This is a genomic window from Streptomyces sp. CBMA156 (assembly GCF_014596515.1).
Classification (GTDB): Bacteria; Actinomycetota; Actinomycetes; order Streptomycetales; family Streptomycetaceae; genus Kitasatospora.
On the sequence record NZ_MSJQ01000214.1, the window covers coordinates 48,016 to 61,311 of the forward strand.

Sequence of the window (13,296 nt, forward strand, 5' to 3'; positions counted from 1 at the left end):
CAAGCCCTCTGCCCCGAAAACCCTCTGCCCCGAAAACCCGCTGAAAGGCGTTCCACCGTGACCACCGAAGCGTACGTCTACGACGCGATCCGCACCCCGCGCGGCCGGGGCAAGGCCTCCGGCTCGCTGCACGGCACCAAGCCGATCGACCTGGTCGTCGGACTGATCCGCGAACTGCGCGACCGCCACCCCGAGCTGGACCCGGCCGCGATCGACGACATCGTGCTCGGCGTGGTCAGCCCGGTCGGCGACCAGGGCTCCGACATCGCCCGGATCGCCGCCATCGCGGCCGGCCTGCCCGACACCGTCGCCGGCGTGCAGGAGAACCGCTTCTGCGCCTCCGGTCTGGAAGCCGTCAACCTGGCCGCCGCCAAGGTCCGTTCCGGCTGGGAGGACCTCGTCCTGGCCGGCGGCGTGGAGTCGATGTCCCGGGTGAAGATGGCCTCGGACGGCGGCGCCTGGTTCGCCGACCCGATGACCGCGTACGAGACCGACTTCGCCCCGCAGGGCATCGGCGCCGACCTCATCGCCACCATCGAGGGCTTCTCCCGCACCGACGTGGACGCCTTCGCCGCGGAGTCGCAGGCCCGCGCCGCCAAGGCCCAGGCGGACGGCCTGTTCGACCGCTCGGTCGTCCCGGTGCGCGACCGCAACGGCCTGATCGTGCTGGAGCGCGACGAGTTCATCCGCCCCGGCACCACCGTCGAGACCCTGGCCGGCCTCAAGCCCTCCTTCGCCGCCATCGGCGAGGCCGGCGGCTTCGACGCCGTCGCCCTCCAGAAGTACCACTGGGTCGAGGCCATCGACCACGTCCACCACGCGGGCAACTCCTCCGGCATCGTGGACGGCGCCGCGCTGGTGGCCATCGGCAACCGCGAGGTCGGCGAGCGGTACGGGCTGCGCCCGCGCGCCCGGATCGTCTCCGCCGCCGTCTCCGGCTCCGAGCCGACCATCATGCTCACCGGCCCCGCCCCGGCCACCCACAAGGCGCTCGCCAAGGCCGGACTCACCGCCGCCGACATCGACCTGGTCGAGATCAACGAGGCCTTCGCCGCCGTCGCGCTCCGCTTCATCCGCGAACTCGGCTTCCGCCACGACCAGGTGAACGTCAACGGCGGCGCGATCGCGCTCGGCCACCCGCTCGGCGCCACCGGCGCGATGCTGCTCGGCACCGTGATCGACGAACTGGAGCGGCGCGACCTGCGCTACGGCCTGGTCACCCTCTGCGTGGGCGGCGGCATGGGCATCGCCACCGTCGTCGAGCGCATCTGACGTCCCTCCCCGCAGATCTGGAGAACCCCATGAGCGACACCACCACCATCCGCTGGGAGCAGGACCAGGACGGCGTGGTCACCCTCGTCCTCGACGACCCCACCCAGTCCGTCAACACCATGAACGAGGCCTTCACCGCCGACTTCGAGGCCGTCGTCGAGCGGCTGGCGAACCTCGGGGACGCGCTGCGCGGCGTGGTGGTCACCTCCGGCAAGAAGACCTTCTTCGCCGGCGGAGACCTCCGGGTCCTCTCCGCCGCCCGTCCCGAGGACGCCGGGACCGTCTTCGAGAAGTCGCTGCGGATCAAGCGCGCGCTGCGCACCCTGGAGACCCTCGGCAAGCCGGTCGTCGCCGCCCTCAACGGCAGCGCGCTCGGCGGCGGCCTGGAGATCGCCCTCGCCTGTCACCACCGGATCGCGCTCGACACCCCCGCCGGCCGGTTCGGCCTGCCCGAGGTCACCCTCGGCCTGCTGCCCGGTGGCGGCGGAGTGGTCCGTACGGTACGGCTGTTCGGCATCACCGACGCCCTGCTGAAGTTCCTGCTCCAGGGGCGGCAGTACCGCCCGGCGCAGGCGCTGGAGCACGGGCTGGTGCACGAACTGGCCGACACCCCCGAGGAGCTGACCGCCCGGGCGCGCGCCTGGATCGAGGCCAACCCGGCCGCCGTCCAGCCCTGGGACGTCAAGGGGTACAAGATCCCCGGCGGCACCCCCGCCACCCCGGCCTTCGCGGCGAACCTGCCGGCCTTCCCGGCCAACCTGCGCAAGCAGCTCAACGGCGCGCCCTACCCGGCCCCGCGCAACATCCTGGCCGCCGCCGTGGAGAGCGCCCAGGTGGACGTCGACACCGCGATGACCGTCGAGGCCCGCTACTTCACCGAGTTGGCCTGCGGGCAGACCAGCAAGAACATGATCCAGGCGCTGTTCTTCGACATGCAGGCGGTCAACTCCGGTGCCGGGCGCCCGAAGGACGTCGAGAAGCGGCTGGTCCGCAAGGTCGCGGTGCTCGGCGCCGGGATGATGGGCGCGGGCATCGCCTACACCTGCGCCAAGGCCGGCATCGAGGTCGTGCTCAAGGACGTGAGCGCCGAGGCCGCCGAGCGCGGAAAGGCCTACTCCGCGGGCCTGCTGGACAAGGCCGTCGCGCGCGGGCGCTCCACCGCGGCGAAGCGCGACGAACTGCTGGCCCGGATCACCCCCACCGCCGAGGTCGCCGACCTGGCCGGCTGCGACGCGGTGATCGAGGCGGTCTTCGAGAACACCGAACTCAAGCACAAGGTGTTCCAGGAGATCGAGGACGTGGTCGGCCCCGACGCGCTGCTCTGCTCCAACACCTCCACCCTGCCGATCGGGCTGCTCGCCGAAGGCGTCCGGCGCCAGGACGACTTCATCGGGCTGCACTTCTTCTCGCCGGTCGACAAGATGCGGCTGGTGGAGATCATCCGCGGTCCGCGGACCGGTGCCGGGGCCCTGGCCCGCGCCTTCGACCTGGTCCGGCAGATCGACAGGACGCCGATCGTGGTCAACGACTCGCGCGGCTTCTTCACCTCGCGGGTGATCGGCCAGTTCCTCAACGAGGGCGTCGCCATGGTCGGCGAGGGCATCCACCCGGCCAGCGTCGAGCAGGCCGCCGCCCAGGCCGGCTACCCCGCCAAGGTGCTCTCCCTGATGGACGAGCTCACCCTCACCCTGCCGCGCAAGATCCGCGACGAGTACCGGCGTTCGGTGGAGGCCGTCGGCGGCACCTGGACGCCCCACCCGGCGGACGCGGTGGTCGACCGGATGGTCGACGAGTTCGGCCGCCCGGGACGCAGCGGCGGCGCCGGCTTCTACGAGTACGGCGAGGACGGCACGCGCGGGCGGCTCTGGCCGGGGCTGCTGGAGCACTTCTCCGGGGCCCCCGCCGACGGCCGTGGCGAGGTCTCCGCCGACGCCCGTGCCGAGGTCCCCTTCGAGGACCTCAAGGAGCGGATGCTGTTCAGCGAGGCACTGGACTCGGTGCGCTGCCTGGAGGAGGGCGTGCTGACCTCGGTCGCCGACGCCAACGTGGGCTCGATCCTCGGCATCGGCTTCCCGGCCTGGACGGGCGGCGTGTTCCAGTACATCAACGGGTACGAGGGCGGCCCGGCCGGCTTCGTGGCCCGCGCCCGCGAACTCGCCGCCGCGTACGGTGAGCGGTTCGCGCCGCCGGCGCTGCTGGAGCGGGTGGCGGCCGAGGGGCGGACGTTCACGGACCGACCTGCGGACTGACCCCGCGGGACTGACCCGCGGACTGACCGCGGACTACGCGGACCGGGGTGGGGCCGTGCGCCGTACGGCCCCACCCTCCTCGCCGTCCTGTCCCGGGTCCTCCGGCTGTCCCGGCTCCCCGGCGGGTTCCTCCCGGAGTTCCTCGCCCAGTTCATCGCCCAGTTCCTCCCGGAGCGAGCGCTGGAAGGCCGTGACCAGCGCCTGGGCCACCATCGGCTGGATGTGGTCCGTCAGCGCCCGCATCCGGGTCAGCTCCTCCGGCGTGGGCTCGCTCTCCCGGTACGGCTTCCACACGGTCTCGCGGAACAGCCGCTGCAACTCCCGTGCCGTCGCCCGGCTGTGCTCCAGCACCACCGCCCGGGCGGCCAGCAGCGTCCCCAGCGGAATCGGCACGTCCAGGATCCGCACGCCCAGCGGCAGCAGGCCGGGATCCACCCGGAACACCTCCGGGTCCGCCGTCCGCTCCACCGCCCCCATCGCGACGAGCCGCTCGACCTGCTCCTCCGTCAGCCCCCGCCCGGCCCGCCGCTCCACCTGGGTCCTGGTGGCGTCCTCGGGGGTCTCCGGTGTCCAGGACGCCACCAGCGCACGGTGGATCGCCAGGTCCAGCGGCGTGCTGTCCTCCGGCAGGCGCGCCAGGTAGCGCTCGATCGCGGCCAGGGTCAGCCCCTGCCGCTGCAACTCCTCGATCAGCCCCAGCCGGTCCAGGTGCGCCTCGCCGTACAGCCCCACCCGCCGCGGCCCCAGCTCCGGCGGCGGCAGCAGCCCCTTCGTCCCGTAGAACCGCACCGTCCGCACCGTCACCCCGGCCCGCGCCGCCAACTCGTCCACCGTCAGCCGCATCCCGCCCCCCACCCCGCCGTGCTCCCCCACCTGTACCTCCCGCGCACTGGCACACTCCTGCTGTGACAGCAGCAGTGTGACAGTGCGGTGCGACCCGGGTCCATGGGGAGGGGCAGCCCGGCGCCGTGCACCGGCCGCCGCCGTTACCGCCGTTGCCGCATACCGCCGTTACCGCAGCTACTGCGCGGGACAGATCCGGTCGGTGGACTCGGTGATCTGCCAGTGCTCCCGCTTCACGACGACGGTGTGCCGGTCGGTGGAGTCCCAGAGCCTGATCCAGTCACCCGACGCGGGGAAGGCCACGAACGGGTGCGCGACCTCGACCGCCGTGCCCTGGAACGGCAGAGCGGGGGAATCGGCCGGACGGAGACAGACCAGGCGCGGTGCGAGACCGAAGTACGGAGTCGGTTGCCGGCCGGCGGTCACTTCGGTCTCGGCCGTGACGGCCGCTCGGGTGGCCGGATTCAGAACCTGGCCCCAGAGCAGACCGATGGTGAACACCAGGGCCATGGACAACAGGGACACGCCGACCGAGAGCCCGGCCGTGGTCCGGAACGCGTGGAAGTGCCGCGCGTACCCCAGGAGGCCCAGGACGACGACGGGACCCGCGGCGACGACGAGAGCCTTCGTCATGGCGATGAACTGCCAGCTCCCGGTGATGAAGACCTCTTCCCGGCTGAAGCCGAAATGGTCGAGGTAGTAGGTGTACAGCGAGATCCCGGGGACCGGCAGGACGGAGAGTGCCAGCGGGATCAGCGCCGGGAGGAGCCAGGCGGCCGTCACCTTCCACGACAGGTTGCGGAACAGCAGACGGAGCCCGTTGCCGGTGAGGTAGGCGGCGAACATCGCCCAGGAGAGCGCGAGGCCGTTCGGCGTTCGCCACTCCATCAGCAACCCGAGGAGGGTGAGCCCGAAGCCGAGGAGCCAGCCGCAGGCCGCACGCGTCAGGAGGCTCCGACGAGAGGGCGGGGCTCCGTCGCGGGCGGCCAGGAGGAGAGCCGGCGTACCCAGGAGGAGCGGGAGCAGGAGTGCGACCGCCGCTGTGGTCAGTGGATGCAGCCGGGCCGAACCGAGGGACACCGAGAGGAGCAGCAGCACCACGGAGGCGTGGATGGTCAGGGGGAAGGCGATCCGTTCGGGCACCAGGTGCTGCCGGGGGTGAGGCGCTCGATTCGCGGAGGACGGCGAGCCGATCAAGCGGGGCAGCGCGTCAGGCGGTGGGGTGTGGGCGGTCGTCAGCGGGCGGGCCGCCGCGAGCCGGGCGGCCGCTTCGACGTCGGGCCCGGCCGGAAGGAAGATCTCGCGTCCGGTGTCGAAGAGCCTGGTGCGCAGCAGTGACCAGCGGAGCCAGTCCGGCCGCACGGCATGAGGCACCGGCCGGTGGGCGAGCCACCTGGTCCGAGGTGGGGCGGAGGGTGTGGCGGGCTCCTGGATCAGCAGGTCGACCGAGACGGGCGCCTGCCGGCACGTGCGCAGCAACGTGGTTCTCGCCGTCAGCGCCGAGCCCCAGAAGGAGCCGGTGGTGCCGACCTCGACGATCCAGGTTTCCACCGCGGCGCCGCTTTCCGTGCGGCCGGGCGGTGACACCACCCACCCGCGTTGCGTCAGCAGCGCGCGGAGCCGTTCCAGACCGCCGGGCGTTCCGCTCACCTCGATTTCCATGCGGAACCAGTAGTCGTATCCCTGACTCTGGTTTGCCATGCCCGCCCCCGTTGAATTCGAATCCCTCGGCAATTCTCGATTGCCTGCGGAAATCGTAGGGGCTGCTTGCGTGCGCATTTTCCCGGATGGGTCGGCTCATCGAACCGGCGCGCCACCTGGGTTCAGGGGGCGCGCCGGTCGTGTTTCTCTCTCGGATGCCCTGGATGCGCTGGATGCGCTGGATGCGGCGGGGCAGCAGGAGCGTCGGGGCGGCAGTCGGCTTGGTTCAGGTTGCTTCAGGCTGGTTCGGTGCCGCTCCGATCAGGCGAGGGCGGCGTGGTGGCGGCGGGTGACCTCGGGGTGGGCCCTGGTGTAGCCCTTCCACTCGTTGAGGCCGAAATCGGCGAAGAGCGGGTTGTCCGGGTCCTCGGTGGCGCCGGGGGCGTGATGGGCGAGCGGGAAGTCCAGCGGCTCGATGTGGGCGTCGAGGCGGGGGTTGTAGAAGAACGGCACGGAGAAGCGCTCGCGGGCGCCGGGCGGGCTGACCACGCGGTGGCTGGTGGCCTTGAGGTAACCGTCCGTGGCCACTTCCAGCAGCTCGCCGAGGTTGACGACGAAGGCGCCGTCGAGCGGCGGGACGTCCAGGAAGGTGCCGTCCGCGCGTTCGACCTGGAGGCCGCCGACGGTGTCCTGGAGCAGCAGGGTGATGAATCCGTAGTCCTTGTGGGCGCCGACACCCTGGCCGGCGCCGTCCGGGGCGCTGCCCGGGTAGCGGACCAGCTTGAGGCGCAGGTGGGGGTGGCCCGCGAAGGCGTCGTCGTAGAAGTCGGGGCGGGCGCCGATCGCGATGAGGAGTTCGTGCAGCAGACGGCGGGCGACCAGGCCGAGGTGGTCGATCCAGCCGAGCGCGGCGGTGCGCAGCTCGGGGAGTGCCTCGGGCCACTGGTTGGGCCCCTCCAGCCACCAGTACGGGGGCTCGCCGCTGCCGGGGACGTGCGGGGGCAGCTCGGCGCCGATGTCCAGCTGGTCGCGCCAGTCCTGGCTGCCGCCGGTGCGCTCGTCCCCGGTGCGGGTGTAGCCCCGGAAGTGGGGGGAGTTGAGGTTGCTCACGGCGAGCCGGTCGGCCTCGGGGAGGGCGAAGAAGGCACGGGTGGTCCGGGCGAGCGCGGCCGTCTCCTGCGGGGTGACACCGTGGCCGACGAGCTGGAAGAAGCCGACGCCGGTGGCTGCGGCGCGGAGCTCGTCGTGCAGGCGGCGGCGGTCGTCCTGGCCGCCGTCGGCGAGCGAGAGGTCGATCACCGGGAGGGCGTCCGCCGGGGTGGAGCCGGTGCCGGTTTCGGATATGGGCGTGGACTGCTGCGTCATGTGTGACATCCGCTGGGTCTCGTCCCGGCTGGGCCCGGTGGTCGACCGGGGAGGGACGGGGCAGCCGCCTGGTGCGGCGGGTGCTCCGGGAGCCGGGAGGTGGTGGCGGCCGGGCAGGGGCCGCCGCTGAGGGTGGGTGGCGCGAGGTTCAGCCGGAGCGTCGACAGGACATGGTCGTCACGCGGAGCAGGTCCACGTGGCGGCGGCGAACAAGGATGAGCACTCCACCAGCCTAATTGACCCGTTCCGCGGTGGGCGAGCCCCGTGCAGCGGAAGGCCACTCGCTATTTGTCGGTGATCCACCGGTTTGTGGGGCGATGGTGCCGGTGTGGGTGCGGGATCCGGCACGGGCGCGGGTTCCGGTGTCGGTGTACGGGCGATGGTGGCTCCCCTCCGGAGGTGTGGACCGGCTCAGGGGTTGTTGAGGTAGGCCAGGACGGCCAGGACGCGGCGGTTGTCGTCGTCGGAGGGCTGGAGGTCGAGCCGGACGAAGATCGACGCGGTGTGCTTGGCGACGGCCCGCTCGGTGATCACCAGCTGCTGGGCGATCGCCGCGTTGGACCGGCCCTCCGCCATCAGCCCCAGCACCTGGCGCTCGCGCGGGGAGAGGGTGGAGACCGGGCCGGCCGAGGAGTTGTGGGTGAGCAGTCGGGTGATCACCTCAGGATCCATGGCGGTGCCGCCCTGGGCGACCCGCCGTACGGCGTCGATGAACTGGGTGCCGTCCATCACCCGGTCCTTGAGCAGGTAGCCGATTCCGCCGGTGCCGCTGCCGGCCAGCAGTTCGCGGGCGTACAGCTGCTCCACGAACTGCGACAGCACCAGGACGGGCAGGCCCGGGTGGGCCTGACGGGCCGCCAGCGCGGCCCGCAGGCCCTCGTCGGTGAAGCCCGGGGGCAGCCGGACGTCGACCACGGCGATGTCGGGCCGGTCCGCGGCCACCGCGGCGAGCAGCTGCTCGCCGTCCTCCACCGCCGCGGTGACCTCCATGCCGTTGGCCTCCAACAGCCTGGTCAGGCCGTCCCGGAGGAGGAAGAGGTCTTCGGCGATGACAACGCGCACGGGATCTCCAGGTTCACGATGGTCGGCCCGCCGGACGGACTGCTGATCGCGAGCACCCCGTCGAAGGCGGCCAGTCGGCGTTCGGTTCCGCTGAGGCCGGTTCCCCGGGACGGGGCGGCACCTCCGCGCCCGTCGTCGGTGACCGATATCCGCAGCAGCCCGTCACTGTGCCCTATCTCGATCCACACGTGCGAGGCACCGGCGTGCTTCACCACGTTGGCCAGCAGCTCCGACACCGCGAAGTAGGCGGCCGACTCCACCGGGGCGGGCGCCCGCCCCGGCAGGGCACCGCTGAAGCTGACCGGCAGCGGAAAGTCCAGCGCCGTCGCCTGCACCGCGTCGGCCAGGCCGCGGTCGGCGAGTACCGGGGGGTGGATGCCGCGGACCAGGTCCCGCAGCTCGCCGAGCGCCTTCACCGAGGACAGCCGGGCCTCGGCCAGCAGCGGCCCGAGGGCGTCCGGGTCCTCCTTCAGCTGTTCGGCCACGGTCAGCAGCATGCCCAGTGCGACCAGCCGGGCCTGTGCCCCGTCGTGCAGGTCCCGTTCGATCCGGCGCAGCTCGGCCGCCCCGGCGTCGATGGTGTCCGCCCTGGTCCGCGAGAGGTGGCTGACCCGGCGGGCGAGTTCGGTCTGCCGGGAGGGCCCGAGCAGGGCCCGGGCGGCCTTCTCGTGGATCCGCAGGACCGGCGGGGCGGCCCACAGGGCGGCCGCCGGAGCGACGCTCAGGCCCATCCCGTAGACGACGCCCAGTGCGAAGAACCGTCCGTCCCGGCCGAAGATCTCGAAGACGACCGGGCTCAGCAGGACGACCGCGGCGGTGAGCAGCACGGCGGCACCGGTGAGCAGCGTCCAGGCGAAGTCCCGCCAGGTCGCGGGGTCGGCGAGCCAGCCGCCGGTCCGCAGTCGCTGCCAGGGCCCGGCTCCGGGCTGACGGCGGTACGGCACCGGGATCGGCCGCCCGCTCCACTTCCCGACGATCCGCCTGCCCTCCGTCGCGCTCCAGCGGGCGCCGAACAGCCCGAGTATCAGCAGCGAGGGCGCCAGCCAGAGCGAGACGGACCGGCCGCCGGGCGCCGCACCGCCGTAGAGCTGCGTCGCCAGCAGCGCCACCGTGCCCGGGCTGAACAGCGCGGCGCCGAGCGCCCGGCCACCGCCCCCGGTGGCCCAGCAGAGTGCCCAGAGCGCGACCGGCGCCATCGGCACCGCCAGGATCAGCGGCCCGCCCGGGTGGAAGAACGGCCGGGGCTCGTCCGGGCCGAACAGCGCGGTGGCCAGCAGGACCGGCCCGGCCAGCAGCGCGAGGAGGCCCGTCACGGCCAGCGTCACCGCGTAGCAGGCACGCACCCCGTCCACGCAGGCCCGGCCGAACCGCAGGGCCATTCCGTTCAGCACTCCCACGTTCACGACGCTCCCCCCTTCCCTTCCGCGGCCCCCGTCGGGAGGCCTCGAACCGCGGCGCCGAAGCCCCCGCCGAGGCCCCGGTTCCGCTCTTTCGATGGGTCAGTCTGCCTCGCCGGGGCGCCCGGCGCTCTAGGCCTGAACACCCAGTTCGAGGTGTATCTGGATACACCCCGCAGAGGCCGTCCAGACGGCTGTCGACACCCCGCCGCCGATTCGTAGCGTGATGTCCCGTCAGCCGGCCCGGGGCTTCCCGGCGCCGGACCCCGAACCGTGGAGGGCCCGTGAACGCGCCGATCATCCGGATCCGCGGCGTCAGCAAGACGTACGACCGGTCCGATGCCGCCCGCCCCGCCCTGGCCGGGCTCGACCTGGAGGTCGGGGCCGGCGAGGCGCTCGCCGTGCTCGGCCGCTCGGGCAGCGGCAAGTCCACCCTGCTGAACCTGATCGCCGGGCTCGACCGCCCGAGCGAGGGCGAGGTGGAGGTGGACGGCGTGCCCGTCCACCGGCTCGGCGAGGCCGGGCTGGCCGAGTACCGGCGGAGGCGGATCGGCATGGTGTTCCAGTTCTTCAACCTGCTGGAGGACCTGAACGTGGCGGACAACGTGATGCTCCCGGCCCAGCTGGCCGGGATGCGGCGGGAGCAGGCCCGCGCCCGGGCGGAGGAGCTGTTGGAGCGGCTGGGGGTGGCCGGGCACGCCAGGGCCTTCCCCGGCCGGCTCTCCGGAGGTGAGCGCCAACGGGTCGCGGTGGCACGGGCATTGATGAACCGTCCGCCGCTGCTGCTGGCCGACGAGCCCACCGGGGCGCTGGACACCGCCTCGGCCGCCGACGTCCGCGACCTGCTGCGCGGGCTCAACGCGGAGGGCCAGACGATCCTGCTGGTCACCCATGACACCGCGCTCGCCGAGGCCTGCGCGGACCGGACGATCGAACTGCTCGACGGCCGGCTGGTCCGGGACACGGCGGCCGTGCCGGCGGCGGGCGGTGGCCGATGAGCGCGCTCGGCAGGGTGGTGCGCGCCGGGGTCGGCCGCAGGCGGGTGCAGACCGTGGTCATGGTGCTCACCACGATGATGTCCGTGACGGCGTGCGTCCTCGCGCTCGGGCTGCTGGTCGCCGCCCGGGGCCCGTACCGGCACTCCTTCGCCGACCAGCACGGCGCCCACCTCAACGTGCTGTACGACCGGACCAGGGCGAGCCCGGAGCAACTCGCCGCGACGGCCCACGCGCCCGGTGTGGCGGCCTCGGCCGGTCCCTATCAGGCGGTCACCGTCCGGCCGCGCTCCGGCCCCGGCAACGAGATCCCGCCGGCCGGCAGCCCGCTGCCGCCGATGACGCTGGTCGGCCGCGCCGCGAGCGGCCCGCTGGACGACCTGCGGATCACCGACGGGCGCTGGATCGCGGGCCCCGGCGAGGTGGTGTTCCTGGACGGGCACTCCCCGCTGGCGGTCGGCGAGAGCATGGAGTTCCCGGAGCTGCCCGGGCAGCCGACGCTCAAGGTCGTCGGCCTGGCGGCCTCGGTCTCCTGGAGCGCGGCCGGCTGGGTCGCCCCCGAACAGGTGGCCGGGCTGACGGCGCCCGGCACGACGCCCGCCGCCCAGTACCTCTACCGCTTCGCCCACGCCGGCAGCGACGCCGAGGTGGAGGCCGGCCGTGCCGCGCTGGCCGCCGCGGTGCCGGCCGGGGCGCTCGCCGAGGCCACCTCCTACCGGCCCGTCCAGGAGGAGGCGAACCGGACGGCCGCCACCTTCGTCCCGTTCGTCACGGCCTTCGGGCTGCTCGGTCTGGCCATGTCGGTGCTGATCATCGGTGTGGTGGTGAGCGGCGCGGTCAGCGCCGCCACCCGGCGGATCGGCATCCTCAAGTCCCTGGGCTTCACCCCGGCCCAGGTGGCGCGCGCCTACGTCGGCCAGGCGCTGATCCCCGCCGGGGTGGGCACGGCGCTCGGGGTGTTCCTCGGCAACCTGCTGTCCGTGCCGGTCCTGGGGCTGGCCCGCAAGGCCCTGCGCGGCGGGCTGCTCGGCATCCCGGTCTGGGTGGACCTCGTGGTCGCGGTGGTGGCGCTGGGAGCGGTGACGGGCACCGCGCTGGTACCCGCGCTGCGGGCCGGACGGCTGCGGACGGTGGAGGCACTCGCGGTCGGCCGCTCGGCCCCGGGGGCCAAGCGGTCGGCCGCCGGCCCGGGCGCGGGGGTAGGGGTGGGGGCGGCGGGCCCGCTGAACCGGGCGCAGGAGCTGTTCGGCCGACTGCCGGTGCCGCGGGCGTTCAGCCTCGGCCTGGCCTCCCCGCTCAACCGGCCCGGCCGCTCGGCGACCACCGCCGCGGCCGTGGTGCTCGGCACGGTCGGGGCCACGCTCTGCGTGGGCCTGACGCTCTCGCTGGGTTCGCTCCAGGAGGGCCTGACGGCCGACCGCGCGGGCAAGGTGCTGGTCCAGGTCCCGATCGAGGGCGCCGCGAAACCCGTCGACCACGTGGACGAGGCGGTCGTGGGCAAGGCCATCGACTCCCGTCCCGGCACCCGGGCCTGGTACAGCAGCGTCCCCACTCCGGTCGCCCTGGCCGGGAACACCGGGCGCTCGGAGGTGGTCGCACTGAGCGGCGACGCTTCGTGGAGCGGCTTCCAACTGGTCTCCGGCCGCTGGTTCCACGGCCCCGGCGAGGTGGTGGTGGCCGCCGCCTACCTACGGGCCAACCAGGCGAAGGTCGGTGACACCGTCACCCTCACCGACCACGGCCGCAGCGCCCCGGCGAAGATCACCGGAGAGGTCCTGACCACCAACGACCTGGTGTTCACGGACCGGGCCACGCTGGCGCCGCTCGGCGGCACGATCCAGGCCGAGGCGCTCTCCTTCCACATCGACCTCACGCCGGGCACCGACACGAAGGCCTACACCGATGGGCTGGATCAGGCCGTGCAGCCGTTGGGCCTCGGCGCCGAGCCCGGCGGGGAGCGCATCAACATCGTGGTGCTGGCGATGAACACCCTGGCGGGCACGCTCACCCTGCTGCTCTCCGTGGTGGCGGGGCTCGGCGTGCTCAACACCGTCCTGCTGGACACCCGGGAGCGAGTGCACGACCTCGGAGTGCTCAAGGCGCTCGGGATGTCGCCCCGGCAGACCGTCGGCATGGTGCTCACCTCGGTCTGCGGCAGCGGACTGGTGGCCGGGCTGATCGGGGTCCCGATCGGCGTCCTGGTGCACCATCAGGTGATGCCCGCGATGGCCCGGGCCGCCGGGCTCGGGGTGCCGGACACCGACCTCACCGTGTTCACCCCGTCGGTGGCGGGGCCGCTGATACTCGGCGGCCTGGTGCTGGCCCTGTTGGGCGCCGCCCTCCCGGCCACCTGGGCCGCCCGCACCCGGACGGTCACGGCGCTGCGCACGGAGTGACGGCGGGGAGGGGCAGGAGGAGTGGCGGTCGCTCCCTGGCCCGGCCTGGGAGCCCCCGTGGCGCTCCCAGGCCAAG

9 protein-coding genes are annotated in these 13,296 nt (G+C 73.3%); 4 read left to right on the forward strand and 5 right to left on the reverse strand.

The features are described from left to right. The first annotated feature begins 57 nt into the window (after positions 1 to 57). Positions 58 to 1,272 carry an acetyl-CoA C-acetyltransferase gene (locus BU198_RS17745; RefSeq protein WP_188297828.1) on the forward strand — a complete coding sequence of 405 codons (1,215 nt, stop codon included), beginning with the start codon at positions 58 to 60 and terminating at the stop codon, positions 1,270 to 1,272. Between the two features lie 29 nt (positions 1,273 to 1,301). After that, entirely contained in the window at positions 1,302 to 3,521 is a 2,220-nt protein-coding gene (locus BU198_RS17750) for a 3-hydroxyacyl-CoA dehydrogenase NAD-binding domain-containing protein (protein ID WP_188297829.1), read from the forward strand. Positions 3,522 to 3,554: 33 nt separating this feature from the next. Here BU198_RS17750 and BU198_RS17755 read toward each other — a convergent pair whose 3' ends face one another. From BU198_RS17755 to BU198_RS17775, 5 genes are all read right to left on the reverse strand, one after another. Next, positions 3,555 to 4,364 (reverse strand): MerR family transcriptional regulator, encoded by an 810-nt coding sequence (locus BU198_RS17755; RefSeq protein ID WP_188297881.1) that lies wholly within the window; start codon positions 4,362 to 4,364, stop codon positions 3,555 to 3,557. Positions 4,365 to 4,541: 177 nt separating this feature from the next. Next, the gene (locus BU198_RS17760; RefSeq protein WP_188297830.1) at positions 4,542 to 6,065 is read right to left on the reverse strand and encodes a hypothetical protein; all 1,524 of its coding nucleotides are present in this window, start codon (positions 6,063 to 6,065) and stop codon (positions 4,542 to 4,544) included. Positions 6,066 to 6,326: 261 nt separating this feature from the next. Then, a complete protein-coding gene (locus BU198_RS17765; RefSeq protein WP_223244547.1) occupies positions 6,327 to 7,370 on the reverse strand; it encodes an isopenicillin N synthase family dioxygenase in 1,044 nt (347 codons plus the stop codon). A 411-nt stretch (positions 7,371 to 7,781) separates the two neighbouring features. Further along, positions 7,782 to 8,432 (reverse strand): response regulator transcription factor, encoded by a 651-nt coding sequence (locus BU198_RS17770; protein WP_188297832.1) that lies wholly within the window; start codon positions 8,430 to 8,432, stop codon positions 7,782 to 7,784. Beyond that, the gene (locus BU198_RS17775) at positions 8,384 to 9,835 is read right to left on the reverse strand and encodes a histidine kinase (RefSeq protein WP_317620177.1); all 1,452 of its coding nucleotides are present in this window, start codon (positions 9,833 to 9,835) and stop codon (positions 8,384 to 8,386) included. Before BU198_RS17775 ends, BU198_RS17770 begins: the two co-directional genes overlap by 49 nt. A 278-nt stretch (positions 9,836 to 10,113) precedes the next feature. Between BU198_RS17775 and BU198_RS17780 the strand changes: the two genes are divergently transcribed. Both BU198_RS17780 and BU198_RS17785 read left to right on the forward strand, forming a co-directional pair. Beyond that, complete coding sequence (locus BU198_RS17780; protein WP_317620178.1) at positions 10,114 to 10,827, forward strand: ABC transporter ATP-binding protein; 714 nt, start codon at positions 10,114 to 10,116, stop codon at positions 10,825 to 10,827. After that, positions 10,824 to 13,220 (forward strand): FtsX-like permease family protein, encoded by a 2,397-nt coding sequence (locus tag BU198_RS17785; RefSeq protein WP_188297833.1) that lies wholly within the window; start codon positions 10,824 to 10,826, stop codon positions 13,218 to 13,220. The genes BU198_RS17780 and BU198_RS17785 overlap by 4 nt, the downstream gene beginning before the upstream one ends. Positions 13,221 to 13,296 lie beyond the last annotated feature (76 nt).

Excerpts from the sequence above, each read along its gene's own strand:
- BU198_RS17750 (WP_188297829.1), top strand. The coding sequence starts at position 1,302 with ATGAGCGACACCACCACCATCCGCTGGGAGCAGGACCAGGACGGCGTG.
- BU198_RS17755 (WP_188297881.1), bottom strand. The coding sequence starts at position 4,364 with ATGCGGCTGACGGTGGACGAGTTGGCGGCGCGGGCCGGGGTGACGGTG.
- BU198_RS17760 (WP_188297830.1), bottom strand. The coding sequence starts at position 6,065 with ATGGCAAACCAGAGTCAGGGATACGACTACTGGTTCCGCATGGAAATC.
- BU198_RS17765 (WP_223244547.1), bottom strand. The coding sequence starts at position 7,370 with ATGACGCAGCAGTCCACGCCCATATCCGAAACCGGCACCGGCTCCACC.
- BU198_RS17785 (WP_188297833.1), top strand. The coding sequence starts at position 10,824 with ATGAGCGCGCTCGGCAGGGTGGTGCGCGCCGGGGTCGGCCGCAGGCGG.